Source organism: Consotaella aegiceratis (genome assembly GCF_036541425.1).
Lineage (GTDB): Bacteria > Pseudomonadota > Alphaproteobacteria > Rhizobiales > Rhizobiaceae > Consotaella > Consotaella aegiceratis.
In genome coordinates this window covers 1-26,697 of record NZ_JAZHFT010000033.1, presented here as the reverse complement: position 1 = coordinate 26,697, position 26,697 = coordinate 1, and the positions used below count along the sequence as shown (strand labels likewise).

The following is a 26,697-nucleotide window of genomic DNA, read 5'->3' as shown; positions in this document are numbered from 1 at the left end:
ATGGAAGATCACGAACATTGCCTTCGTTCAACGGTAACGATTTCAACGAGCGGCGCAAGAACGCCTCGGAGTCCAAGAAAGCCCTCCTCGAAAGAGCTCGCGCCAAAGCCAGCGATCCGGACCTGCTGAAGCGCCAGGAAGAGCGCCGCAAGATCGCCGAGGCCCGCGCCGAGCGCGCGGCGGCGCGCGAGGCCGAGAAGGAGCGGCAGCGCCAGGAAGAGGCGGCTCTGATGGCGGAGCTGGAAGCCGAGGAGCGCGCTCGTCAGGCGGAAGTCGAAGAGCGCCAGCGGGCAGAGGAAGAGGCCAAGAAGAAGGCTTCTGACGACATGGTGAGTCGGCTTCTCGCCGACGAGGCCGAGCGCAAGGCCAAGCGCGACGCGCGCTACGCGGCCCGCAAGGCGCGCACCGCGCGGCGCTAACCGGCCAACCATACTGGATCGACGGCAGCGGCGCGTAAAATGACGCCGCCGCCCGGCGAAGCTTTGCGCGAACTCAGCCGCGTTCCTTGGTCGACGAGAAGCGAACCGCCGGATAGGTCTTCTGCGCGTAGGACAGCTCCCAGGCGTTGCGCGCCAGGAAGACCGGGCTTTCGCTGCGATCGAGCGCCATGGTCGACCGGTTGGCGTCGATGAAGCGCTCCAGATCGGCCTTGGTATCCGCGTTCACCCACCGCGCCGTCTCCAGATTGGCGCTTTCGAGCGCGACCGTGACGCCGTATTCGACCTCCAGCCGGGAGGTGAGCACGTCGAGCTGCAGCGCGCCGACGACGCCGACCAGCCAGGCCGAGCCGATCATCGGCCGGAACACCTGGGTGACGCCTTCCTCGGCCAGGTCGTTCAAGGCGCGGGCGAGCTGCTTCGTCTTCATCGTGTCGGGCAGGCGCACACGCCGGATCATCTCCGGCGCGAAGCTGGGAATCCCGGTGACGGCAAAGGCCGAACCCTCGGTCAGCGTATCGCCGACGCTCAGCGTGCCATGGTTCGGGATGCCGACGATGTCGCCGGCCACCGCTTCCTCGGCGATCTCGCGATCACGCGCGAAGAAGAACATCGGACTGGAGATCTTCATCTCCTTGCCGGTGCGCGCGTTCTTAAGCTTCATGCCGCGCTTGAAGACGCCCGAGGTCAGCCGCACGAAGGCCACTCGATCGCGATGATTGGGATCCATATTGGCCTGAATCTTCAGGACGAATCCCGATACTTCGCTTTCCTCCGGCCGGATCGGGCGGGGCTCGGCCGGCTGCGGCAGCGGCGAGGGCGCGAAGGTGCAGATCGTACGCAGCAGGTCGCGCACGCCGACCTCCCGCATCGCCGAGCCGAAGACGACCGGCGTCAGGTGACCTTCACGATAGGCCTTGGCATCGAAGCTGGGCAGCGACGAACGGGCGATCTCCAGCCCCTCGATCGCGGGTCCGAACACGGGGTGGGTCTGGTTCTCTGGGTCTCCGACAAACTGGTCGAGATCGGAAAAGTCCTGCCGTTCCCGAGTGTTGCGCGTGAGACTTACGGGGCCGGTTTCATTCAGGCCGATGATGCCGCGAAAATCCGTGCCCATTCCCAGCGGCCAGGTCACCGGCGCCACGTCCAGCGCCAGCGTCTCCATGATCTCGTCGAGGATCTCCAGGGGATCGCGGCCCTCGCGGTCGATCTTGTTGACGAAGGTGATGATCGGGATGTCGCGCAGCCGGCAGACCTCGAACAGCTTGCGGGTCTGCGCCTCGATGCCCTTGGCCGCGTCGATCACCATGATCGCCGAATCGACCGCCGTCAGCGTCCGGTAGGTATCCTCGGAAAAGTCGGCGTGGCCCGGCGTATCGAGCAGGTTCAGCACCAATCCGTCGTATTCGAAGGTCATCACCGACGAGGAGATCGAGATGCCACGCTTCTGCTCGATCTCCATCCAGTCGGATCGCGTGCGGCGCCGTTCGCCGCGTTCCTTGACCTGACCGGCGAGACGGATCGCGCCGCTTTCGAACAGCAGCTTCTCGGTGAGCGTCGTCTTGCCGGCATCGGGGTGGGAGATGATGGCGAAGGTCCGGCGGCGGCTGTGGCCCGTTGCGGCGTCGAACAGGCCGTCCTTGGCGAAGCTGCCGCCCGAAATCTCGGGGGAGGCGGATTGGGTATCCATGAACTGCCTTTCGAGCAGAGATCAGGTGGTCGGTCGTGGTGCCGGATCAGCCAAACGACGGCAAGGTCGGCGATCCGGAACACAGCGCGAATCGGCTTGTCGGACGGCCCATATCACGACTGCAGCACGGCGGCGATATCCTCCCGCCCGGCGACGCAGTAGGAACCCGGCGCCAGGCCATCCGGAAGAGCCAGCCCACCGATCCTGTCGCGATGCAGCGCCACGACATGGTTGCCGACGGCCGCGAACATGCGACGGACCTGATGATAGCGGCCCTCGGCGACCGTCAGATAAGCTTCCGTCTCGGAAATGGGCTCCAGGACGGCCGGCTGCAAGGGCTTATCCTCGCCCTCCAGCATCATCGTCCCGGCGGCGAAGACGGTCGCCTCGTCGCCGTTGAGCGGCCGGGCCAACGATGCGCGATAGCGCTTGGTCACATGGTTCTTTGGCGAGATGATGCGGTGGAGCAGAGCGCCGTCGTCCGTCAGAAGGAGCAAGCCGGAGGTCTCCTTATCCAGGCGCCCAACCGTGGACAGGGCCGGATCGCGCCGCCGCCAGCGCGCCGGCAAGAGGCCATAGACCAGAGGTCCATCCTCCTTGTGCGAGCAGGTGACGCCGAGCGGCTTGTGGAGGATCAGCGTCATGCCGGGCGGCGGATCGAGCGGCTCGCTGTCGACCACCATGCGGTGCTGGAGCTCGGGCGCCACTACGATCCGCTGGTCCGCACGCCGGATGGGTTCGCCGTCGAGGGTGATCAGGCCGGCCCGCGCCAGGCCGTCGATCTCGCGTCGCGAGCCATAGCCCATGTTGGAAAGGAGCCGGTCCAGGCGCAGGGTGCTGGCTTTCGTTGTCACAGTGTCGCCTCATAGACCTTGAATCCTGACGTCTCGGCGACCGAACGGATCGAGCGAAAGCGCGTCCGCAGCTCGGCTTCGTAGGGCAGGTGGCGGTTGGCCACCAGCCACAGCGTGCCGCCTTTGCGCAAGGCGTCGGCAGCCCGGCGGATCATCGTCTGGCCGAGCGAGCGATCCTCCGCGCCAGCGTCGTGGAAGGGCGGGTTCATCAGCACGAAATCGAGCCCCGACAGGCCGGCAACCGGATGCCGCAGATCGGCCCAGTGAAAGCTGACGCGCGCATCGTCGATGTTGCTGCGCGCCGCCTCCACGGCCCGCCGATCGACATCGGCCAGCATCATCGCCTCGACCTTGGACGAGGTGAGCGCGGCCCGCGCCAGAACTCCGATACCGCAGCCGAAGTCGGCCCCGCGACCGGCCAGCGGCCCGAGATGGTCGAGCAGAAGGGCGCTACCCGGATCCAGGCGGTCCCAGCTGAAAATGCCGGGCTGGCTCCACAGTCCGAGCGCTGCCACACGCTGCGGCTCTCCCTCGGCGATGGCCTCGGCGAGCCCCTGCGGCGCCTCCGGTCGCTCGCAGGTACAGATGCGATGGTGATGCCGGGCGGTTTCGCCGACGCCGCAACCGAAGGCCTCCAGTTCCTTCTTCAGGCGCGAACCGCCGCGGTCGCGCGGAGCCAGGACGGTCAGCGTGCCGCCGGACGACACGGCCCGCAACGCCAGAGCCACTACGTAGCGGCGCTCGACCGTACCGGGCGGCGCCAGGATCGTCATCGCGGCAAGGCTGGCTTCCGGCCGGTCATCCAGCTTGTCGGAACCGGGAATGAGCGGGGAGAACTGGATCGCATCGGCGGCCGGTTCGGCAAGCGAGGCGGGCGGTGTTCCATAGAGCCCGGTGGTCTCGGTCATCGGCGGACACCGGCCTGCATCGATCTGGTCATGACTTTCCTATAGCCGCGAGATGCGCGGCTAGCGAGTGCCGGACTTCAGCTTTTCCAACGCTCGCGCCACGTCCATCCCGTCGGCGCTCTCCGACGATGGCGATCGCGGATCTGTCGTTGGCTCGCACGGCCGATCTTCCAGACGGGCAACGACGAGTTCCGCCAGCTCGGCCAGCAGTTGGCGATGCATGGCGCGCAACTGCGCATGCGGACGCGTATCGACCACGGCGATGGTTCCGAGCGCATGACCGTCGGTGGCGAGCAGCGGTGCCCCGGCATAGAAGCGGATATGGTTGGGGCCGGTGACGAAAGGGTTGTCGGCGAAGCGTTCGTCCTGGCTGGCATCCGGCACCACCATGATGCTGCGGCGCTGGATGGTATGCTTGCAAAACGAGAGTTCGCGCGGAACGCCGTCCGTCGGAAATCCGGCTTCGAAGAACCCGGTCGTCCCGATGAAGATCTGTCGTTCGTGATCGATCAGCGAGACGGCGGCGAGCGGCGTGCCGACCATCCGGGCGGCAAGATCGGCGATCATGTCGAAGGTCGGCTGGTCCGTTATCGACCGCCGCGCCTGCTCGACCCGGGCAAGGCGGTGCGTCTCGTCCATCCCGCTCGCATCATGCATCTGGTCGATGGCGATCGGTCGGGCGACACTGCTGTCGCGGCCACGGCCCTTGGCCTCGTAGAGGGCCATGTCGGCGGCGGCCAGGAGATGGTGGCTCGACACGCCCTCCGGCGCGTCGAGCGGGTTGAACGTGGCGCGTCCGAGGCTGACCGTGACGATGTGATAAGCCGGGTTGTGCTCGTGCGGGATGTTGAGGGCTCGGATCGCCAACCGGATCTTTTCCGCGACCCTCTCGCATCCCTCGCTGTCGGTTTCCGGCAAAATCACCGTCAGTTCCTCGCCGCCGTATCGGGCGACGACGTCGGCGCTGCGGCCGAGGGCGTTCTGGGTCGCGGTCGCCACTTGCCTGAGGCACTCGTCACCAGCCTGATGGCCATAGAAATCGTTGAAGTACTTGAACCTGTCCAGGTCCATCATGAGCAGCGACAAGGGCTGGCCGTTGCGCTGGGCGCGCTGCCATTCCTTCTCCAACACCTCGTCGAAATGCCGGCGATTGGCCAGACCGGTCAAACCGTCGAAATTCGACAAGTGACGGTAACGCATCTCCGCGGCGTTCCTGAGCGCCAGTTCGCGCATCAGACGGAAGCCGAGCCAGGCGAGCACGCCGGTGAGAAAAATGAACACGGTGCCGAGCGTCACCGCATTTTTTTGCCAGGCCGCGTAGATGTCGTCGAAAGACAACGCGATGGTGAGAACCAACGGAAAGTCGTTCAGACGTGTATAGGCGTAAACACGCTCGGCGTCGTCGACGATCCCGGATCCGACGAATTGGTTCGACGGGGCCTCCAGGAAGCGGCGGAAAGCGTCGCTGTCCGTGACCGGGCGGCCGATCGGGGTGACTCCCTGGCTAGTGGTCTGCACCAGCACCAGCCCGTCGTCGCGGATGAGGCCGATTCTGCTGTCGGCGCCGAACGTGACCTCCTGCATTTCGCCGAGCAGGTGCGACAGACGGAGCAGGCCGACGGCAACGCCGGCAAATGTCCGATCCGCATTGTCCAGCCGCCGGCTGACGGTCAATACGGTCTCGCCGGTGAGGGGATCGTCGATCGGCGGCCCGACGACGATCTGCCGGCCCGTCGTGTTCGCCGTCTCGTCGAAGAATTCGAAATCCCCATAGGAGGGCAGGAACGCCAAGGCCATCGTTCGTTGAACGATATTGCCCCTCTGATCGAGCACGAGCACGCGCCCCGAGATCGGCGGCCGGCTGTCCTGCAGCGCCCTTTCGACGGCGGCCGGCGACTGCCTCGCCGCCTCCTGCAGCCGGTGCAGGGTGTAATCGGTCATTTCCAGCTGGCGCCGGATATCCCGGCTGAGCGTCGCAACGACATTGTTGCTGGAAACGGTGGCCTCGTCCCAGGCGTCGTATCGCAACTGGATCAAAAGAAAGACGAAAACCGCCAGCAGGCCGGCGATCAGCAGAGCGATGAGAGCATTGCCCAATCGAAGTTTTGCTCGAATTCGCTGCAAATCGGCGTCCCGAAAAATTGCATGTTGCTCGTCATCATTCGATACGGGCGCTGTCCCCGAATCTGGCTGTACCGCTCCGACATGTGCCAAGAAAAGCTATAACCATACCTGTTTAACAAACGATGATTGGCGCAGTATTCCGTCGATATGTAACGCAAGGTTGTTATATTTATTGGAAATAAGTCTGAGTTGCTTTTTGTAAGAGAGTGTATATAGCTCTATGAGCTAATGAGCCTTACGTGACCCTGAATTGTCATCTTGAAATCTTATTGACCCAGTCAATTTTCGCAGGGACAACTATAAAGCGTATCGACTGGCACGGCTGTGAGCCAGAGCCATTGTGAGGGACTATCGCGGCGAGCGGCGAGTGTCGAGAGTTGATCGGCGGCTCTCAGCAAAGAGCTTCCGGCGCGTCGTCGAGCGACTTTTGCTTTCGCGGCAGCCTCAGGGACGAGATGCCCACCGGCGTCAGGCTTGCGACGGACGAGACGACAAACAGGTTGGTCGCCATCACGCAGTTGCGTCCCTGGCGCTTGGCCTCGTACAGCGCCCCGTCGGCGGCGGCGACGAGATGATCGACGCGCATTTCCGTGGGCGTGTGCAGGGGATCGAAGGTCGCACGGCCGATGCTGATCGTCACCCGGCCATAGTCTCTGTTGGCATCGTGAGGGATCGCGAGTGCCGCCACCGCGAGGCGAATTCGCTCGCCTATGGCGGCACTCGTTCCCGCATCGGCATTGGGCAGCAGCACCGCCAGTTCCTCGCCGCCATAGCGGGCCAGGAGATCGCTCCCGCGAACGACGGCGGAAACGGCTGTGCTCACCTGGCGCAGGCAGTCGTCGCCGGCTTGGTGGCCGTAGGAATCGTTGAATCCCTTGAAGCGATCCAGATCCATCAGCAGGAGCGACAGGGGCGATCCGGTTCGGCAGGACCGCGCCCATTCCTCCTCCAACGCTTCCTCGAAGCGTCGCCGATTGGCGATGCCGGTCAGGCCGTCGCAATTGGACAGTTCGCGATAGCGCCTTTCGCCGATGCGTCGCAGCTTCAGTTCATGCGTCAGTCGAAAGCCGAAGGCGGCGAGCACCAGCAACAGGATTGCGAAAACGGCGCCCAGGGCCCAGGCCAGCTTGCGCCAGTTCCGATAGATCTCCGAGATCGCCAGCGCCACGCTGATCACCAGCGGAAAATTGCGGACGCGCCGGAACTTGACCGCCCGCTCGACGCCATCGACATAGTCCTGGCCGACGAACAGGCTCGAATATTTGGTGAAGAACGTCTCGATGCCTTCCGGTTTGGTCGCGCCGATCTCGCCGGCGGTGCCGCTGCCCGGTGCGACCAGCACCGTCCCGTCGACCCGATAGAGGCCGATGGTGCTTGCCTTGCCGAGCCCGACCGAATCGAACTTGTCGGCGAAGTAGTCGAGATTGACCAGAACGGCGGCGACGCCGAGGAAGGTCCCGTTGGCGTTCTGCAATTGCCGGCTGAAGCCGACCACGGGTTGGTTGGTCGCCGGATCGATGAACGGCGCTCCGATGAACAGGCTGTGGCTCGATCCGCCGGCGTGTTTCTGGAAGAAGTCGTAAGGGGCGTAGGAGACCGCATCGGGGCGCCTATCGGAATAGCCCTCGATGAACCCCATGGCATCGAAGATCAGCAGCCGTCCGGCATGAGACAGCGGGCCCGAAAGCATCTGCAGCGTGGTGCGCGTCTGGGGCGCGGTGGAAAAGATCATTGCCGACTGCAGGGCGCGGAGCGAATTGTCGAACATTTCGACATCGCGCAGCACGTCGCGGCTGACCGAGTTCACGTGCTCGTCCATGGAAATCATCGCCTGGTCCCAGGCGTCGCGGCGCAGTTCAAGCAGCAGGGCGGCGAAGACGCCGAGAAAGCCGGCGACGAGCAAGAGAATCAAGCCGTTGTTGAAGCGCAGCGTCTCCTGAAGGCGGCTTTTCCACAAAGGCTGGGCCTGCTCTCCCATGGGGCCCCCCGATCCCAAGCGCGTCTATCATGCGTAGCGCGCGAGACGCCGGCGCGATCGAATCTATCGCGAATGCTTACTATCTAGGCGTGTGGCGTTAACAAATCGTGTCCGGAAGGTAGACTTATCGAACGATCGCAATCTTCGCGCCGCTCGCTGGAGCGTGACCTCCGTCCGACAGAGTGTTGATGACGATCTAAGCTTAGGATTCCATTGCGGAATGGGAGGGATGCTGCTTTGGAAAACCCGTACACGAGCCTTTGCTGAAGTTGTGAACCGCGCGATAGGATCTCTTGCCATCGCCGGTCACACCGCTCCGGATCGGTGCGCTGAGACCCGGCTCCTCGTGGTTCGAGTCCAGCGTTTGCGCGCGTCGACCAAACCTCCGGCAAACCTCGCACTTCAACGACCGCAGGCAGGCTCAAGGGGCCAGCGAAGCTTTCGCATCCGCCATCGGGCCCGCGACAGAAGCAACCCCGATGGCCGATACGCTTTCCTACGTCGCCTCGACGAACCCGTCGAGCACGCGCTTCTGGCCGGCTTTGTCGAAATCGACGGTGAGCTTGTTGCCTTCGACGCCGGCCACCGTGCCGTTGCCGAATTTCAGATGAAACACGCGGTCGCCGACGGAGAATTTGCTTTCCTCCTGGCTGACCGATTTGGCCACGAGTTCCCCGGCGATTTCGCGGGGGCCTCCGGCGCGGGCGGACGAATAGAGGCCGGCGTCGCGCCGGGGCGGCTGATTGTGGCCACGCCTCGATCCGCCGCTATCCATGCGACCGGCAAAGCCGGGCGCGTCGTTGCCGGTGGCGCCCGAGCCGGCGTCGAACCCGGCTTCGCGCGCATAGCGGTCGGCCTTGGCCTTCACGCCGTCGTCGTCATAGCTGAACTCGCGCGTCCGTCCGCCCGACCAGCCGTCGCCCTGGCGCGCTCTGCCGCCGGCCTGTGCGGCCTGCGCTCTGCGCCAGCCGGGCGTGCGGTAGGCCGCTTCGCTGAAACCGGTCGGCCCGTCCCAGCGGCTGGCGCCGTAGCCGCCGAAGCCGCCGGCACCATAGCCGCCATAGGACGACGAGGCTTCGATGACCTCCACATGGGCCTCCGGCAACTCGTCCAGAAACCGCGACGGGATCGTCGATTGCCATAGGCCATGGATGCGCCGGTTGGAGACGAACCAGATCTTCACCCGCTTCTTGCCGCGCGTCAGGCCGACATAGGCGAGACGGCGTTCTTCCTCGAGGCCGGACCTGCCGCCTTCGTCGAGCGCGCGCTGATGCGGAAACAGGCCTTCCTCCCAGCCGGGCAGGAACACCGTCTCGAATTCGAGCCCCTTGGCCGAATGCAGCGTCATGATCGAGACGGCGTCGAGGTCCTCGTTCTGATCGGTCTCCATGACGAGGGCTACATGCTCCAGGAAGGCGGGGAGCGACTCGTATTCCTCCATGGAGCGGATCAGCTCCTTGAGGTTTTCCAGCCGCCCCGGCGCCTCGGCCGAGCGGTCGTTCTGCCACATTTCGGTGTAGCCGGACTCCTCGAGAATCTGCTCGGCGAGCTCGGTGTGCTTGGTCGACGGCAGCAGCGAGGACCAGCGGCGCATGCCCTCGACCACCGTGCGCAGCGCATTGCGCGGCTTGGGTTTCAGCTCCTCCGTATCGACCATTTCCAGCGCGGCGGCGATCAGCGGGATGGAGCGCTGGCGGGCATAGTCGTGGAGCAGACGCACGGTGGCGTCGCCGAGCCCGCGCTTGGGCGTGTTGACGATGCGTTCGAAGGCGAGATCGTCGGCCGGCTGGCAGACGCAGCGGAAATAGGCGAGAGCGTCTCGGATCTCCATGCGCTCGTAGAAGCGCGGACCGCCGATGACACGGTAGTTGAGGCCGAGCGTGACGAAGCGGTCCTCGAACTCGCGCATCTGGAACGACGCGCGCACCAGGATCGCCATGTCGTTGAGCGCGTGCTCACGGCGCTGAAGCTGCTCGATCTCCTCGCCGATGGCGCGCGCTTCCTCCTCGGAATCCCAGGCGGCGTTGACCTCGACCTTGTCGTCGTCCGGATGGGCGCGCTCGGTGAACAGCGTCTTGCCGAGCCGATCCTCGTTATGGGCAATGAGATGGGAGGCGGTGCCCAGGATGTGGGCGGTGGAGCGGTAGTTGCGCTCCAGCCGGATCACGGTCGCGCCAGGGAAGTCGCGCTCGAAGCGTAGGATGTTGTCCACCTCGGCGCCGCGCCAGCCGTAGATCGACTGATCGTCGTCGCCGACACAGCAGAGATTGACGAGGGCAGGGCCGTTCGATGAAGGACCGATCTCCCCCCTCGTGGGGGAGATGCCCGGCAGGGCAGAGGGGGGCGATCCGGCACCGGCGCTCCCCCCCTCTGTCGCCTGCGGCGACATCTCCCCCACGAGGGGGGAGATCGGCGCATGGTCCGACGCGACGGGCGCACTGCGGCTCTGCGGCCGCTGCGCCAACAGCCGCAGCCAGAGATACTGCGCGACGTTGGTGTCCTGGTACTCGTCGACCAGGATGTAGCGGAACCGGCGATGATATTCCGCCAGCACGTCGGGATGGGCCTTGAAGATCGCGATGGGATGCAGGAGCAGGTCGCCGAAGTCGCAGGCGTTCAGCGCCTTCAGCCGAGCCTGATAGGCGGCATAGAGCTCGCGCCCCTTGCCGTTGCCGAAGGCGCGCGCATCGCCCTCCGGGATGTCCTTGGGCGTCAGTCCCTTGTTCTTCCAGCCGTCCAGCATGTTGGCGAAGGTGCGCGCCGGCCAGCGCTTGTCGTCGAGATTCTCCGCCTGGATCAGCTGCTTGATCAGCCGGATCTGGTCGTCCGGGTCGAGCACGGTGAAATTCGACTTCAGGCCGGCGAGTTCGGCATGCCGGCGCAGGATTTTCACGCCGATGGAATGGAACGTGCCGAGCCAGGGCATGCCCTCGACGCTTTCTCCGACCAGCAGGCCGACACGCGTCTTCATCTCACGCGCCGCCTTGTTGGTGAAGGTGACGGCGAGGATCTGGGAGGGGTAGGCGCGTCCAGTGGCCAGGATATGCGCGATGCGGGTGGTCAGCACCCGCGTCTTGCCGGTGCCGGCGCCGGCCAGCACCAGCACCGGGCCCTCGGTCGTTTCCACGGCGGCGCGCTGCTCGGGATTGAGGCCGTCCAGATAGGACGGCACGCGCGCGCCACGAGCGGCAAGGGCACGGGCCGCGATCGAGCCGCCGCGCGCCGGCGGGGGAGCCTGGTGATCAGAGTCGTCCATGACGCTCTATCTAATGGATTCGGTGCAGAACACTAGGGGAACGACGCAGGCACTTCGCCCATCCCGCCACGCGCCCTCGGCGTCCGCCGATGATATCAATGCTGTCGAACCATAAGGATATTTTATTCTGGATTTAAGAAAAACATCGGCATCCCAAGCAATGAAAGTAACCATCAAGCGGAAAAAGATCTCGACTTTACCGCGAGCTAACGACTCGAGCGCGTGATAAAGGTCGAGAAGCCGGCCGTGCTTGACTGCCGACGGCCGGCAAAAGGGACGCAAGCTCCCGGAGGTCGGTCATGCAGGGTTTGGACAAGGGTATCGGCCATCATCAGCCGAAAGCGACTGCGGTGTCGGACGAACGCTTCCTGGTGGGCGTCCTGCGCGCCCTCGGCGGAGGATTGATCTTCGGATTGCCGATGCTGATGACTCAGGAAATGTGGTCGCTCGGCTTCACCATCAGTCCGCTGCGGCTGGGCTTGCTCGTGATCCTCCATTTGCCGCTGCTGGTCCTGCTCGCCGCCCATATCGGCTTCGAAAAGGCGACGGGGTGGAGCGCCTGCCTCCGCGACGCCGTGGTGGCCTACGGCCTCGGTATCGTATCGAGTGCGCTGATCCTGGTCGTCTTCGGTGTGATCTCGGACGAGATGCCGATCTCCGAGATCGTCAACAAGATCGCCATCCAGGCGGTGGCGGCGAGCCTCGGCGCGTTGCTCGCCCGCAGCCAGCTCGGCGGCAGCCCGGCCGAGCCAAAAGGGCGGGGAGCGCTCGCCTATCCGAGCGAACTTTTTCTGATGGCGGTCGGCGCCCTGTTCCTGTGCCTCAACGTGGCTCCGACCGAAGAGGTCGTGGTGATTTCCTACAAGATGACGGAGTGGCATGCTCTCGTTCTGATCGCGATGTCGATCCTCGCCATGCATGCCTTCGTCTTCACCGTCGGATTCCACGGTCAGGAGGATGCGACGCCGGACGCGGCATGGGGCAGCGATTTCGTCCGCTTCACGGTGGTGGGTTATGTGCTGGCCTGCCTTGTCAGCCTCTACGTTCTGTGGACGTTCGGCCAGCTTGCCAATGACTCGTTGCCCCATATTCTGATGATGATCAGCGTGCTCGGCTTTCCCGCTGCGGTTGGCGCCGCGGCAGCGCGGCTGATCCTGTAAGGGAGGAAGAAGGCCATGACGAACCTCGTTTCCATGCATGCCACGGCTCACGAGATGGACGACGACGCCGCGCCGCAGCGGCAAATCGGCGGAGCGCGGCTTGTCGAATGGATCGTCGGCGGCGTCGCGGGGCTGCTGCTCCTCGGGATGGTCGGCGTGATCCTGTCGGAAGCCATCCTGATGGACGATCGCGAGCCCCGGCTTTACGCGCTGGTGGAGCGGGCCGAATTCACGCCGTCCGGCTATCAGACGCAGTTTCGCATCTACAACAAGGGTGACGAAACCGCGGCCAATGTGGAGGTCATCGGCCAGATTCGCAGCGGCGATCGTATCCTCGAAACCAGCCAGGCGCTGCTCGACTACGTTCCGGCACGATCGTCGGCAGGCGGCAGCCTGATCTTCCAGCGCAATCCCAAGGGGTTCAACCTCGAAGTGGCGCCGCGCGGCTTCTCGGAGCCCTGATCGTTCCGCCTAGAGACCCGTCAGCTCGACGGCGCCGAGTCCGAAGCCGGCGATGAAGAGCCAGGCGAGAAGCCCGAGGAGGGCCGGACGCAGGCCCTCCTGCTTCAGACGCCCGATATGAGTGTCGAGACCCATGGCCGCGAGTGCCATAGAGAGCAGGAAAGACGCGACGAACGCCACCGTGTCGTGCACCGGGCTCGAAATGTCGACGACCGAATTGACCGCTACCAGCGCCAGGAAGCCGAAGACGAACCAGGGAATCGGCGCCCCCTTCGCCGACCGGCCTTCGCGCTCCCGCCGCCCCAGGGACAGAAAGCCGAGGGTGAGGATCAACGGCGCCAGCATCAGGACACGGCTGAGCTTGACGATCGTGCCGAAATGGCCGGCCGCGTCGCCGCCCTGGAAGGCCGCCGCGACGACCTGGGCGACCTCGTGGATCGTCGCGCCCGTCCATAGGCCGTAGCCGACCGGATCAAGAGCCAGGAACTCGGCGACGACGGGCGCCACCAGCATGGCCAGCGATCCGAAAACGGTCACGCAGGCGACCGCATAGGCGACGTCTTCGTCCGACCCGCCCGTCACCGTGTTGGTGGCGATGACCGCGGAGGCGCCGCACACCGAGGTGCCCGCCGCGATCAGTTCGGCCAGCTTGCGCTCCACGCCGAGAACCCGTCCCATCGCCTTGGTGAAAAGGAAGGTCGAAACCAGCGTCACGGCGACGATCGCGAGACCGGTGGCGCCGACCTCGGCGATCTGGTGCATCGTCAATTGCAGTCCGAGCAGGATGATCGCAAAGCGCAGGATGCGTCTGAGCGAAAAGGTCAGGCCCGGTCGGGTGGCGGTCGGCGTGCCCACCGTGTTGGCAACGATCATGCCGAGCACGATCGACAGGATGAGGGGGCTGAGAGCGGCGATGCCGATGATCGAGCGGAGCCCGAGAGCAAGGGCCGCGATGCCGGCCGCCAGCGCCAGACCGGGCAGAAGCCGCATGATTCCGGCGGTCGGCTGCAAGGCAGGCGGCGCCGCCTCTCCGAGTTCGGAAAGGTCGGCTTGTCGGGTATCCTGTGACGTCATGGTGGGGAAGTCCTGCACTTCTGAGGTGCTGCAAGGCTTCCCATGCCTAAAATCATCAATCCATCGAATAATTTTTCTTATTTCGTTCGATAATTTCGATTAAACGTTTTGACTACGCCATCTTTCGGATCGCTTCGTGACGCTCGACCAACTCCGCATTTTTCTGGCCGTCGCCGACGAGCAGCATGTGACCCGCGCCGCCCACGCGCTCAATCTCACGCAGTCTGCGGTGAGCGCGTCGATTGCGGCGCTGGAGGCGCGTCATGACGTCAAGCTGTTCCATCGCGTCGGCCGGCGCATCGAGTTGACCGAAGCGGGTCAGGTCCTCATCCCGCAGGCGAGAGCCATCCTGGCGAAGGTGGATGCCGCATCGCTGGCGCTGTCCGAACTTGGCGGCATGGTGGCGGGCCGGCTGCGCATCGCCGCGAGCCAGACCGTGGCGAGCTATTGGCTGCCGGCGCGGCTCGTGCATCTGCACGAGGTGCATCCGCGGCTTGCCATCGATCTGACCGTGACCAACACGGCCCATGCGGCCGAAATGCTCGCCGAGGGCCAGGTCGATCTGGCGATCGTCGAAGGGGCGGTCGACGATCCGCAGTTGACGGGACAGGTGGTCGACCGCGACCGGCTCGTGCTGGTGGTCGGGCGAGGCCATCCCTGGGCCGGGTGCGGCCAGGTCGATGCGTCGGAGCTCGCGTCCTCCAAATGGATCATGCGGGAAGAGGGCTCCGGCACTCGCGCCGAATTCCAGCACTGGCTGGAAGCGCGAGGCACCGCGCTCGACGATCTGTCCGTGATCCTGGAATTTCCGTCTAACGAGGCGGTACTGGCGGCCGTGGCCGACTGCCAGGCCGCCAGCGTGCTGTCGGAACGTGCAGTGCGGCCGGGCGTGCGGTCCGGCCTGCTGGTGGCGGTGGACGCTCGTCTGCCGGAACGCCTGTTCACCGTGTTGCGGCACCGGGAGCGCTATCTGACGCGCGCCGCCGGCGCCTTGATGGAGCTGCTGGAGGCGGCATCCGGCCCGCCGAATGGCGATGGCTGAATGCCGCTCACGCGCGAGGCCGGGCCTTTCGGCCTCAGCCCTCCGAGCCCTTTTCGCCGCCGAACTGCTCCCAGGCGTCCATCGCCTGGGCTGCGTACATCAGCGAAGGACCGCCCCCCATGTAGATGGCCGTGCCGAGAACCTCCTCGAACTCCTTGCGGGTGGCTCCGAGCTTGATCAGCGCCTCGGTGTGGAAGCCGATGCAGCCGTCGCAGCGCAGCGCGATGGCGATACCCATCGCCACGAACTCCTTGGTCTTCTTCTCGAGCGCCCCGTCGGCGCCGGCGGCGCCGGCCAGAGCGGAAAAGCCCTGCATGGTCTCGGGGATATCCTTGCGCAGGGCGCGCATCTGGGCAGAGATGGCCTTGGTGATCTCGGGGTAGGGCGTGGTGCTCATCGGAGTCTCCTTGGGAGTTAAATTAGACCTTTCTAATCTATAGATCGGCCAAGGCGCGCCTTGCGCTGGATCAATGCCTGGGGACACCCGTCGACGCAGCCGCAGAATCGCAGGAGGCACGGCAATCGCATGGCTTGGAACGACGCCCATATCCTGGAGCCGCTGGCGGTGATCTGGGACTACATGCGCCTGGTCCATCCGCCGGTTGCTGCCGACGCGATCCTGGCGCTGGGCAGCTTCGATCCGCATGTGGCGGTCCGGGCTGCGGATTTATGGACCCAGGGCTTCGCACCCCGCGTCATCATGTCCGGCGGATTGGCGCATCGCGGCGGTCTGCTCGACACGGGGTGGAACCGGCCGGAGGCCGAGGTCTTCGCCGCGATCGCACGCGAGCAGGGCGTTCCGGGGGAGGCGATCCTGATCGAGGACCGGGCGCAGAACACCGGCGAGAATTTTGCCCTTGCCAGGCGCACGGCGGAGGCCGGCGGGTTGGTCCTCGAGCGGCTGCTGGTCGTCGCCAAGCCCTACATGACCCGACGCGCGTTCGCCACGGGGCGCAAGGTCTGGCCGGAAGCCCGGCTGACCATGCAGTGCGAGGACATCGCGATGACCGCCTATCTGGCCCGCGAGGCGGAGCCGGAGCGAACGGTGCAGGCGATGGTCGGCGATCTCCATCGCATCATGATCTATCCGGGCTTCGGTTTTCAAATCCCGCAGGACGTACCGCCGACCGTCATCGACGCCTGCACGGCGCTCGTCTCGGCCAGCTACGGGCAGCGGCTGGTACCCGGCCATAAGATCGAGGGAGCCTGACGGCTCGGGCCGTCAGCGTCGCAGGCGGCGATCCGACCAGTTGCGCCGCCCGGCAGCGATCTGGTGCATGAGTTCTGCCAGCGCGGCATCGGGCCCGACGAGCTCGCCGACACGGTCGACCTGATTGATGGCGACGAGGCGCAGCAGATCGTTGCGGACCGTCCCGTCCGCGGTGCGGGGCAGGGTGGTGACGCATTGCACGAGGTCCGGCCGCGGGTCGGGCAACGCCGCGATCCGGGCCTCGATCGCATCGGCGTCGGCCCCGGGGCGCGGTTCCACGAAGGCATAGATGCCGACGCCCTGCTTGCGCGGATAGGGAAACAGCGAGAACTGATAGGCGACGACATCCGCGTCGGCATCCAGGTGGCGGGCGATCTGCGGGCCGTCCGTGTCGATCCGGTCGTGCGTTCCTTCTCCGTCGGACCAGCGAAACAGGCCGCGTGTGACGAGGTTGTAGACCGGCTTTCCGGTCTTCAGCCAAAGCCGGGCCGGAACGCTCTTCACCGCCAGCAGCTGCCGCTCGCGCGGTGTCAGCGCGGCCTTGCAGAAGCTGCGCTTCTGCTTGAGCAGGTGCCGCAGATCCTCGCGGGCCATAAGCCGAAACAGCGCCGTGCGCCGTTTGAAGATCGTGGCGAGCTGCATGTCGATGAGGGCGGCGTGGCCATCCGGCGTGATCAGCCAGTTCTGCGGCTTGGCCAGATCGTTGTGGGTGACGCCCCGCCGGTGGAGCGCTCGAAGCAGCCGCTTGGCGTCGCGGAAATAGGCCTCGTCTCCCTTCGGCTTGGCGATGTGGAGCGGCGTGCCGGCTATCCACGACCGATAGAGCCCGGACCGGTCGACGCCGAGCAACTGCGGCGTATTGGGCACGCCGGCCAGCGCCTTGAGCGCGGCGATCTCCCGACGCGCAAGGTGCCAGGCGAGCGGCTTGGCCCAGGTGGCGGCGGCTGCGACGCGCCGATGGGTGACCGTGGTCTGCGGCTCGTCCTCGAATGCCCCGACGACGATTTCGCTGAAGATGTCGCGCTTCAGGATCGTGCGAGGGGCGAAAGGGCCGTGAGGCTTCGGTTGCGACGCGTTCTTTGTCATTGTTCTATTGCGGAAACGGAGCTTGCACACGAGCCCTTCATCTTATCATGGCGGGAGGGCCAGATCGACCATAGGGCGCCCGCGCGGCGGGAGTTCGAACGAGGAGAGGGACCATGGCGTGTCAGCTGCATGTGTTGGAGGCGACGGCCGACATTCCGAACAGTCCCTTGCCTCTGATTGTCGTTAGGCGCGCGGTGGCGATGCCACAGGCGCCGAGCGATGTCGAGGCATTCGTTCGGCGAAACGGCTGGTCGGGCACCTGGACCTACACCGTCTTCACCTATTGGCACTATCACACGACCGGGCACGAGCTTCTGGTCTGCGTCGGCGGTAGCGCCGAACTGGGCCTCGGCGGCGATGCCGGCCTTGTCGTCGAGGTCGAACCCGGTGACGCGGCGATCCTGCCGGCCGGCGTCGGGCACAAGCGCCTGTCCAGCTCGTCGGGCTTCGCCATGGTCGGCGCCTATCCGCCCGGCCAGAGCGGCGCCATCACCCGCGCCGGATCCCGTCCGGTCGCCGAGGCGGCCAGGGACATCGCCGCGCTGGCCCTGCCTGATCAGGATCCCTTGACCGGTGAAAGGCCCGGCGTTCTTGCGGCGTGGCGAAGCTCGGCACAGACGGCCGGCCGGTAACGCTACTGTGTCCGCCCGTTCCAGGCCCTAGAGAAGACCGGCGCCGCTTGTATTGACGTAGAGGCTGTAGAGCGAGTGGCTGGCAGCCATGAACAGCCTGTTGCCCATGGGGCCGCCGAAGCAGAGGTTGGCACATCGTTCAGGCAGGCGGATATGACCGATCGGCTGGCCCTGCGGGTTGAAGACCATGACGCCGTCGAACGCTTCGGGCGTGCCCTTCGATGCGTCGGAGCTGCCCCAGCCGCACCATAGATTGCCCTCGACGTCGCATTTGATGCCGTCGAGCGCGCCGCCGTCGACGGCCTCGATATGCTTGCGCTTGTCCGACAGGCAGCCGTCCGTCCCGACCGTGTAGGCCCAGACGAGCCGGTGCGGGCTGGCGCGACTGGCAACGAGATAGAGCGTTTTCTCGTCGGCGCTGAAACACAAGCCGTTCGGCCCGTCGACATCGTCGAGAACCTGGCGGAGTTCGCCTTCCGGCGAGATCCGATAGAGCGCTTCGGGCAGTTCCTGTTCCGCTTTGCGCCCCTCGTAGTCGTTGCCGATCTGAAACGGCGGGTCGGTGAACCAGATCGCGCCGTCGGAGGCGCAGACGATGTCGTTGGGCGAATTGAGGGGCTTGCCCCGGTAGCGGTCGGCGAGAATGGTGACCGCGCCGGAATACTCGGTTCGGCTGACGCGACGCATGCCGCCCTCGCAGGTCAGAAGCCGTCCCTGGCGGTCGCGTGTATTGCCGTTGGCGAAGTCCGACGGAGCGCGAAACACGCTCGCCTGCCCGGTGGTCTCGTCCCAGCGGATGAGACGATTGTTGGGAATGTCGCTGACGATCAGGCACCGTCCGTCGCCGATCCAGATCGGACCTTCGGCCCACCGCAAACCGGTGGCGAGCCGTTCCACGCCGGCATTGAAGATCCGGTATTTGCGAAATGAATCGTCGAGAATCTCGATGGCGGGATCGGGATAGCGCATCGATCCTTCCCACGCGGTCGCTGGGCCGGCCTGACCGGCGGACGGAGTGACGGTGGTGCTGTCGACCTGGACAGATGGAGCCATTGGCCAGGATCTCCTGTGTTGCCGTTCCGCTGTCTCTCTGCCCTAGACGCGCCGTGACGCCAAGGCGCGGAGGACCCCGCGCCTGCAGGGCGGGAAAGTGCCGTCGCGGACGGACGTTTTAGACCTATCGTCGGCGAGGCAAATGGCCTGCCGGCGCCGTTGCGCAAGCGCGACAGCGGACCATCGCAGAAGCCGCTCGTTTATTGCATGGCAGTTTTTACGATGAAACGTCTTCCAATTCGCTGTCGGACTGCCATAGAAAGGGCCCTCCCAACTCAAGAAGAACAGCCGCCACCGATGTCTCAGACCGCTCCCGCCGTTTCCGCTGCGCCCACCGCAACGGAGGCGGAAGCGCCGCCCGAGCGCGAGGTCGGCATGCCGGTGATGCTGGTGCTGGCGCTGATCGTCGGCATCATCGCCGGTCTCGGCGCCATCTTCTTCAAATATCTGATCGCGCTGATCTACAACTTCTCCTTCTACGGCATCGTCAGCCCGTTTCTCGACCCCAACAGCTATGGCCCGCCCAGCCCATGGGGGCCGGCGATCATCCTGGTGCCGATCATCGGCGGCCTGATCGTCGTCTTTCTGGTGCGCCAGTTCGCTCCGGAAGCCAAGGGGCACGGCGTTCCCGAGGTGATGTATGCGATCTATCACCAGAGCGGCAACGTGCGCGGCATCGTTGCCGTAGTGAAAGCCTTCGCCTCGGCGATCTCGATCGGCACCGGCGCCTCTGTCGGTCGCGAAGGGCCGATCATCCAGATCGGTTCGTCCTTCGGATCGACCTTTGCCCGGCTGATCGGACTCGTCCAGCATCAGAAGATCACGCTCCTGTCGGCCGGCGCCGGCGCCGGCATCGCGGCCACCTTCAACACGCCGCTGGGCGGCGTGCTGTTCGCCTCCGAGGTGCTGCTGCCCGAAGTCTCCACCCGCACCTTCCTGCCGGTGGTCGTGGCGACGGCGACCTCGACTTATGTCTACCGCCTCGCCATGGGGATCGAGTCGGCCTTTCTGGTGCCGCTCGGCGGGTTGCCGCAAGGCGCCGTCAACGGCGCCGAACTGCTGCTTGCCGCCTTTCTCGGCGTCGTGATGGGCATCGCGGCCTGGGCCTTCGTCAAGCTGCTCGCCAAGTCCGAGGACGTGTTCGAGGATTCGAAGCTCAACCCCTACGTCCAGAACATCATCGGAATGACGATCGTCGGCGTGACGGGCTACGTCTTCTTCCTGACCAGCGGCCACTATCACGTCTACAGCGTCGGCTATTCGACGATCCAGGACATCCTCGACGGCGGCAACACCAGCGCGATCCTGCTGCTCGTCCTGTTCGCCGGCAAGCTTCTGGCGACCTGCATCAGTCTCGGCGCGGGCGCATCGGGCGGCATCTTTTCGCCGAGCCTGTTCATGGGCGCCACTCTGGGCGGGGCCGTCGGCATCCTGGGCAACCAGTTGCTGCCCGGCTTCGATCTGGCGCCTGAGACGTTCGCCATCATCGGCATGGGCGCCATGGTCGGCGGCGCCACGAGTGCGGCGATGACGGCGATCGTGATGATCTTCGAAATGACGCGCGATTATCAGATCATTCTGCCGCTGGTGGTTGCCGTGGCGATCTCGATCGGCGTGCGGCGTTCGCTGACGGTGGCCGACATCTACACGATTAAGCTGCGCTCGCGCGGCCGGCCGATCCCGACCGATCGCACCACCAACATGTTCCTGGTCCAGCCGGTGGCGAGCGTCATGGCGCGCGACTTCAAGATCATGCCGAACGACATGAGGGTGGTGGACGCGCTCAAGGAGGTCGACCCCGAGCACACCCGCGTGGTGCTGACCGACGGCACCCGCATCACCGGTTTCGTGCGCTTCCTGACCATTCCCTACCAGGCCGATCGGTATGCCGGGCAGACGCTCGGCGACATCGGTTCCAACGAATTCATCATCGCCGGCGCCAATTCGATCCTCAACACGGTGATGACGCGCATGAGCCGCCGTAACCGCAGCTATGCCATCGTGGTGCGGGATCAGCGCGGCGTGCCGCGGCCGGAAGATATCGTCGGCGTGATCGGCCGCGAGGAAATTGCTCGCGCCGCCGTGCGCAACCATTATGGTTGACGTGGTTTCGTCGCAGCGGTCGTCTTTCGGGGAGAGGAGTATACGGCATGGCCCTGGCCGATAGTCTTGAGAAGCCGCCGCGACGCGAGGGCGTCGCCGCGGCCGCCGACGTCCTGAAGCAGCGCTTCGGCGAGCGGCTCGTCACCGGCGAGGACGTCAGGCGCGCCCATTCGCACACCACCACCTATCTGGCGTCGCAATTGCCTGACGCCGTCGCCTTCGCGGAGTCCGAGGAGGAGGTTCAGTCGGTCGTCCAGGTTTGCGGCGAACTGGACTGCCCCATCGTGCCGTTCGGCGCCGGGTCTTCGCTCGAAGGGCACGTCAATGCGCCGCAGGGCGGCATCTCGCTCGACCTGTCGCGGATGAACCGCGTGCTCGCCGTCAATGCCGAAGACCTCGACTGTACGGTGGAGGCGGGGATCACGCGCGAGACGTTGAACAGCCATCTGCGCGACACCGGCCTGTTCTTCCCGATCGATCCGGGCGCCGACGCCACGCTCGGCGGCATGGCGGCGACGCGCGCCTCGGGCACCAATGCGGTGCGCTACGGCACGATGCGCGACAACGTCATCGGACTGACCGCGGTAATGGCCGACGGGCGGCTGGTGCGCACGGCCCGGCGCGCCAAGAAAACCTCCGCGGGCTACGATCTGACCCGCTTGCTGATCGGCTCGGAAGGCACCCTCGGCATCATAACCCGCCTTAATCTGCGGCTTGCCGGCATTCCGGAAACCATCCTGTCTGGCGTCTGCCCGTTCCCGGATGTGAAGAGCGCGTGCGACGCCGTCATCGCGACCATCCAAAGCGGCATCCCGGTCGCCCGGATCGAGCTTCTGGACGATCTGGCCGTCAAGGCGGCCAATCAGGCCTCGAAGCTGGGTCTGACGCCCTCGCCATGCCTGTTTCTGGAGCTCCATGGTTCGGCCTTGTCGGTCAAGGAGCAGGCCGAGGCCTTCGCCGAGATCGCCGGGGAATTCGGCGCCGGCGCGCTGGAACAGGCCACCCGCGCCGAGGATCGCGCCCGGCTCTGGAAGGCGCGCCACCATCATTATTGGGATGCGCACACTCTGCGGCCGGGCGCCAAGGGGCTCGCCACCGACGTCTGCGTGCCGGTCTCGGCGCTTTCGGACTGCATCGCCCAGACCCAGGAGGATCTGGCGGCCAGCGGTCTGATCGGCCCGATCGTCGGTCATGTCGGCGACGGCAATTTCCATGTGCTGCTGTTGCTCGACATGGATCGACATGCCGAAATAGAGGCGGCGGAAGCCTTTCTGGCGCGGCTCGCCGAGCGTGCGCTCGCCTTCGACGGCACCTGCACCGGCGAGCACGGCATCGGCCAGGGCAAGCGGCGCTATCTGAAGGCCGAACTGGGCGACGCCGTCGACGTGATGCGCTCCATCAAGCAGGCGCTCGATCCCCGCGACATTCTGAACCCAGGCAAGATATTCTCCACCTCTTGAGGTGCTGGGCACTCGACAAAGGGCGCCGCTTCTGACCTATCTCGTCTGACGGAGCCCTCGCGGCCCCGATGGCCGAGCCGAGTTTCAAACCGATGCTCCGATCGGCGAGGGGGCGGCCCTGAGCCTTGCGGTTCGTGACGAGCGCCCGTTCCGTCCCAGCGGTTTTCGCGAAGGAGGAAAGAAGCCCTGGTCAGAGCCTTTGTCGCCATCGGCAGCCTGTTGGTTCTCGTGCTGCTGGGCGCACTGATTGCCCCGTTCTTCGTCGATTGGACGGCCTACCGGTCGGACTTCGAGCGCGAGGCGAGTCGCATCCTCGGGCGACATGTTGTCGTCGCCGGAGATGCGTCCGCGCGCCTGTTGCCGTTCCCGTCCGTGACCTTCGGCGACGTCCAGGTCACCGATGACGCAGGCCATGTGCTGATGACGGTGGAGCGGTTTCGCATGGACGCGGAGCTGGCCCCTTATCTCTCCGGCGAGATCCGCATCTTTTCCATGCGGCTGGAAGAGCCCCGCGTGTCGCTGGCGGTCTCGCGTGAGGGCCGGGTCAGCTGGATCTTCGGCGAGCCCAATATTCCGACCGGCGCGACGGTGGTTCTGGAAAACGTGGAGATCAGCAACGGTACGGTCGTCGTCGCCAATGCGCGAACCGGCAAGACCGATACCTTGACCGCGGTCGATGCCAAATTGTCGGCACGCTCGCTGAGCGGTCCGATGACGGGCACCGGCACGCTGCAGATGAACGGCCACCCGCTCGATGTCTCGCTCTCCACCGGAGCGCCTCAGCCAGAGGCGGGTCTGCCCGTCAAGGCGCGGATCGACTCGCCGGACCTGAACACCGGCTTCATCGTCGAGGGGTCTGCCGATCTGGTCGACGGACAACCGCAGCTCGCCGGCACGCTGAGGGTGTTCAGCCCGCTGCCGCCGCAGATCGAGACGACCGACGACGAACCGTTCGCCAGCCCGTCGCCGGCGGGGGAGACGCCGCCTGACCAGGCGCCGCTGATGATCGCGGCCCTGCCGCCGATCCAGGCGGACAGCAAGATCGAGGCCACGCTCGACCAGATCACGCTCTCCGAGATGCGCGTCGAGGCCGGCACCGCCGAGGCGCCGTATACGCTGACCGGCTCCGGCCGGCTGGCTCTGGGGATTGAGCCCGGCTTTGCGTTGGACCTGGAAGGCGAGCAAGTCGACGTCGACACGCTGGCGGCCGATGGCGACGAGAATCCCGGAGCGCTCGGCTTCGGAGACCGGGTCGAGGCCGTGCGCCGCGTCCTTGCGTCGGTTCCGCATCCGGCGATGCCCGGAACGATCCGGATGTCGCTGCCGGTCGTGGTCGCCGGTGATACGACGATTCGCGCGGTGGCCTTCACGGCGTCGCCGACTGATGCCGGGTGGTCGCTCAAGAGCCTTTCCGCAGAGCTTCCGGGGCGCACCCGTCTGGAGGCGTCGGGACAGGTCGACCTCGACGACGACTTCCGCTTCCGCGGCAATCTGCTGGTCGCGTCGCGCCAGCCGTCCGGCTTTTCGAACTGGCTGTCAGGCTCCGTCGATCCGGCGGTCCGGCCGCTGACGCGCGCCGGCTTTTCCGCAAAGGTCGATCTTTCGCAGGACACTCAGATTCTCGACAATCTGGAGGTCGACATCGGCGGCAACGTGCTGACCGGGCGGCTGGAGCGATCGGGCAGCGGCCAGGCGAGGGCGCTGGCCACGCACCTGTCCGGACAGGCGCTCGATCTCGACGCCTTCCTGGCGCTGTCGAGGATCTTCACCGGCAAGAGCAATTCCCTGATCGACGCCGAGCGCTACGACATTGCCTTGACGGCGGGGCCGGTCACTTACCAGAACGCCGCCGCCCGTTCGATCGACGCCGCGCTGTCCTATGACGGCAGCGACCTCGATATCGGCAAGCTGCAGATCGCCGGGCTGGCCGGTGCCGACCTGTCCGCTTCGGGCCGGCTCACCCACCTTCAGGAGGACCCGGAGGGAAACCTGGAGGTGGCGCTCCACACGGACCAGCCGTCCGGTCTGCTGCAATTCCTGCAGGATCGCCTGCCCGATAGTCCGGCCTTGGCGGTGCTGCGCGATCGGGCACCGTCTTTCGGCCCGCTCAACCTCAACGGCCGGATCGGAACGGTGGAAAGCACCGATACCGACCGGCCTGCCTTGCGGCTCGACATCGATGGTGCGGCGGCCGGCACCGAAATCAAGGCGTCGGTCGCGCTCGAAAACGGATTCGACGCCGCCGTTCAGAACGGCCGGTTCGGAGTGCAGTTGCGCCTCGTCAACGACGATCCGGGCGTTCTTCTGGATCAGCTTGGTTTCGAAACGCTTCCGGTGGAGGTTCCCGCCCCGCTTTCTCTCGAGGTTTCGCTGTCGGGTGAGGAGACCGGGCCGGCCGTGGTCAGCGCGGCGCTGCGGGCGCCCGACAGCGAGATCACCGCCAACGGCACGCTGGATCTGGCGATCGGCGGCGTCACCGGTCTCGACGTCGCGATGCTCGCCCAGAGCCGCGACCTCGCGCCCTGGCTTCTCGCCACCGGCGGGTTCTTCGGCCAGTCGGTCGATACGCTGCCGGTCGATCTTGCCGGCGACCTGTCCTGGTACAAGGGCGACTGGACGTTCGACAATCTGGCTGGCACGGTCGCCGGAACGGCGCTGAAGGCGGAATTGCGCCGGGCCGAGGGCGCGCCTGTGACGGGGCAGCTGCATCTGTCCGAACTGTCGTTGCCGTGGCTGGCGCAACTCGTCTATGGCGGGCCGCCGCTGGCCGACGAGGCGAGCGCGACGTGGTCGCCCACGGAATTCCGCATGCCGTTGCTGCTTTCGAGCGACGTGGCGGTCGATGTCTCGGCCGACGCCGCGTCCTTCGGCAACGGCGTCACGCTGGACGACCTGACGGCCCGGCTCACGAGCTCGGAGTCGGAGCTGCAGCTGACCGATTTCGCTGCGTCTCTCGACGGCGGCACGGTCGGCGGCACCGCGACGCTGCGCAATGCCAACGGCGTCGGCGGCTTCTCGCTCAACGGCCAGCTCTCCGGAGTCGACCTGAGCCGCCTGTTGTCGTCCGGCCGTCTCACCGGCCAGCTCGATGCCACGGTCGCGCTCGACGGCACCGGGCAATCCTATGCCGCGCTCGTCTCCAGCATGACCGGGGCCGGCGAAATCAGCCTGAAGGACGCGGCCATCGCCGGCATTGCCGAAGACATGTTGCCGCCCGTTCTCGTCGCCGCCGACCAGGAGGGCTTTACGGTCGATCAGGCGACGGTCGGCGATCTGGTGCAGTCGTTGAGCGGGGGCGCGCGGTTCTATCTCGGCGACGTCCAGTCGAAGTTTGCGGTGACGGGAGGCGTCGCACGTCTTGCGCCGATCGAGATCGCCCACGAGACCGAGAGCCTGACGCTCGACGGGTCGCTGGATCTGTCCGACGGCGCGCTGGCCGGCAATCTGCAACTGGCCCTCGATCCGGGCGACGAGGCGATCGAGGGGGCCGATCCGATCGTCGCCTACAACCTGACCGGCTCGCTGTCGGAGCCCGAATTCGTCACCGATGTGCGGCCGCTGGCCGGTTTCCTGTCGGTGCGGGCGCTGGAACGTGAACAGGCCCGCGTCGAGGCCATGCAGGAATCGCTTCAGGAGAAGCTGCGGCTGCGGCGCGAGGTGCGCTTCTACCGTTGGCGCGAGGCCGAGCGGGGCCGGCTGCGGGCCGAGGCGGCTGCCGCCGAAGCCGAGCGTCGGAACCTGGAGCGTCAGCGCGCTGCCGACGAACGCCGCGCAAAGGAGGAGGCCGACCGCCGGCAGACGGTGCAGGATGACGCGATACGACGCGCCATCGAGGCCGCCCGGCAGGCGGACGAGATCGGCAATCCCGTACCGCCCAGGCCCGAGCAGGCGCCGGACGCCGGTCAGTCGCTCGATTTCGACAATACGCCGGAAAGCGCGATCACGCCGTCGCCCAACCTGACCTATCCGTCGCTTCCCGGCGTCAGCAACCCGAAAAACTTCTAGAGCGGGATGGCTATAGGCGGAATCGGGCTGGGATTTCCTGGGGGCTGGAAATGTGATTCACCATACGGGCTGGAGTTGGAGGCCAGCACGGATGGCGCGACCCTATTCGATGGATTTGCGAGCTCGGGTGGTTTCGGCGGTGCTGGAGGGCGGTCTGTCGCGC

At 65.8% G+C, this 26,697-nt stretch carries 19 protein-coding genes; 9 read left to right on the top strand and 10 right to left on the bottom strand.

The genetic code is table 11. The features are described 5' to 3' along the window. Positions 1-17: 17 nt before the first annotated feature. Positions 18-419, top strand: a complete 402-nt coding sequence (locus SMD10_RS18925; RefSeq protein ID WP_331687294.1) for a DUF6481 family protein — start codon at positions 18-20, stop codon at positions 417-419. 73 nt (positions 420-492) lie between these two features. On the opposite strand, the gene SMD10_RS18920 is transcribed toward SMD10_RS18925, so the two are convergent. The 6 genes from SMD10_RS18920 to SMD10_RS18890 all read right to left on the bottom strand — a co-directional run bounded on the left by SMD10_RS18920 (position 493) and on the right by SMD10_RS18890 (position 11,247). Beyond that, entirely contained in the window at positions 493-2,127 is a 1,635-nt protein-coding gene (locus SMD10_RS18920; protein ID WP_331687293.1) for a peptide chain release factor 3, read from the bottom strand. A gap of 113 nt (positions 2,128-2,240) precedes the next feature. Further along, positions 2,241-2,981 (bottom strand): pseudouridine synthase, encoded by a 741-nt coding sequence (locus SMD10_RS18915; RefSeq protein WP_331687292.1) that lies wholly within the window; start codon positions 2,979-2,981, stop codon positions 2,241-2,243. Next, entirely contained in the window at positions 2,978-3,889 is a 912-nt protein-coding gene (locus SMD10_RS18910; protein WP_331687291.1) for a class I SAM-dependent methyltransferase, read from the bottom strand. The genes SMD10_RS18915 and SMD10_RS18910 overlap by 4 nt, the downstream gene beginning before the upstream one ends. A 60-nt stretch (positions 3,890-3,949) precedes the next feature. Further along, a complete protein-coding gene (locus SMD10_RS18905; protein WP_331687290.1) occupies positions 3,950-5,986 on the bottom strand; it encodes a diguanylate cyclase domain-containing protein in 2,037 nt (678 codons plus the stop codon). 418 nt (positions 5,987-6,404) lie between these two features. After that, a complete protein-coding gene (locus SMD10_RS18900) occupies positions 6,405-7,991 on the bottom strand; it encodes a sensor domain-containing diguanylate cyclase (RefSeq protein ID WP_331687289.1) in 1,587 nt (528 codons plus the stop codon). Positions 7,992-8,487: 496 nt separating this feature from the next. Continuing rightward, entirely contained in the window at positions 8,488-11,247 is a 2,760-nt protein-coding gene (locus SMD10_RS18890) for an ATP-dependent helicase (protein WP_432757277.1), read from the bottom strand. Positions 11,248-11,546: 299 nt separating this feature from the next. Between SMD10_RS18890 and SMD10_RS18885 the strand changes: the two genes are divergently transcribed. After that, a complete protein-coding gene (locus tag SMD10_RS18885; protein WP_331687288.1) occupies positions 11,547-12,407 on the top strand; it encodes a TIGR02587 family membrane protein in 861 nt (286 codons plus the stop codon). A gap of 15 nt (positions 12,408-12,422) precedes the next feature. Continuing rightward, a complete protein-coding gene (locus tag SMD10_RS18880; protein ID WP_331687287.1) occupies positions 12,423-12,869 on the top strand; it encodes a hypothetical protein in 447 nt (148 codons plus the stop codon). 9 nt (positions 12,870-12,878) lie between these two features. Here the strand turns inward: SMD10_RS18880 and SMD10_RS18875 are convergent, their stop codons facing one another. Next, positions 12,879-13,859: a YeiH family protein gene (locus SMD10_RS18875; RefSeq protein ID WP_331687319.1), complete on the bottom strand. Its 981-nt coding sequence runs from the start codon at positions 13,857-13,859 to the stop codon at positions 12,879-12,881. Between the two features lie 220 nt (positions 13,860-14,079). On the opposite strand from SMD10_RS18875, the gene SMD10_RS18870 reads away from it, so the two are divergent. Continuing rightward, positions 14,080-14,985 (top strand): LysR family transcriptional regulator, encoded by a 906-nt coding sequence (locus SMD10_RS18870; protein ID WP_331687286.1) that lies wholly within the window; start codon positions 14,080-14,082, stop codon positions 14,983-14,985. 34 nt (positions 14,986-15,019) lie between these two features. Here SMD10_RS18870 and SMD10_RS18865 read toward each other — a convergent pair whose 3' ends face one another. Beyond that, on the bottom strand, positions 15,020-15,382 hold the full coding sequence (locus SMD10_RS18865; RefSeq protein WP_331687285.1) for a carboxymuconolactone decarboxylase family protein: 363 nt from the start codon (positions 15,380-15,382) through the stop codon (positions 15,020-15,022). A 129-nt stretch (positions 15,383-15,511) separates the two neighbouring features. Between SMD10_RS18865 and SMD10_RS18860 the strand changes: the two genes are divergently transcribed. Beyond that, positions 15,512-16,195 (top strand): YdcF family protein, encoded by a 684-nt coding sequence (locus tag SMD10_RS18860; protein ID WP_331687284.1) that lies wholly within the window; start codon positions 15,512-15,514, stop codon positions 16,193-16,195. A 12-nt stretch (positions 16,196-16,207) separates the two neighbouring features. Here the strand turns inward: SMD10_RS18860 and SMD10_RS18855 are convergent, their stop codons facing one another. Continuing rightward, complete coding sequence (locus tag SMD10_RS18855) at positions 16,208-17,281, bottom strand: serine/threonine protein kinase (protein WP_331687283.1); 1,074 nt, start codon at positions 17,279-17,281, stop codon at positions 16,208-16,210. Between the two features lie 113 nt (positions 17,282-17,394). Between SMD10_RS18855 and SMD10_RS18850 the strand changes: the two genes are divergently transcribed. Continuing rightward, entirely contained in the window at positions 17,395-17,913 is a 519-nt protein-coding gene (locus SMD10_RS18850) for a hypothetical protein (RefSeq protein ID WP_331687282.1), read from the top strand. Positions 17,914-17,940: 27 nt separating this feature from the next. On the opposite strand, the gene SMD10_RS18845 is transcribed toward SMD10_RS18850, so the two are convergent. After that, positions 17,941-18,882 carry an SMP-30/gluconolactonase/LRE family protein gene (locus tag SMD10_RS18845; protein ID WP_331687318.1) on the bottom strand — a complete coding sequence of 314 codons (942 nt, stop codon included), beginning with the start codon at positions 18,880-18,882 and terminating at the stop codon, positions 17,941-17,943. Positions 18,883-19,263: 381 nt separating this feature from the next. Here SMD10_RS18845 and SMD10_RS18840 point away from each other — a divergent pair, with 381 nt between their 5' ends. From SMD10_RS18840 to SMD10_RS18830, 3 genes are all read left to right on the top strand, one after another. Next, positions 19,264-21,069: a chloride channel protein gene (locus SMD10_RS18840; protein ID WP_331687281.1), complete on the top strand. Its 1,806-nt coding sequence runs from the start codon at positions 19,264-19,266 to the stop codon at positions 21,067-21,069. A gap of 47 nt (positions 21,070-21,116) precedes the next feature. Then, positions 21,117-22,529, top strand: a complete 1,413-nt coding sequence (locus SMD10_RS18835) for an FAD-binding oxidoreductase (RefSeq protein WP_331687280.1) — start codon at positions 21,117-21,119, stop codon at positions 22,527-22,529. Between the two features lie 186 nt (positions 22,530-22,715). Continuing rightward, positions 22,716-26,534 carry an AsmA family protein gene (locus SMD10_RS18830; RefSeq protein WP_331687317.1) on the top strand — a complete coding sequence of 1,273 codons (3,819 nt, stop codon included), beginning with the start codon at positions 22,716-22,718 and terminating at the stop codon, positions 26,532-26,534. The last annotated feature ends 163 nt before the right edge of the window (positions 26,535-26,697 follow it).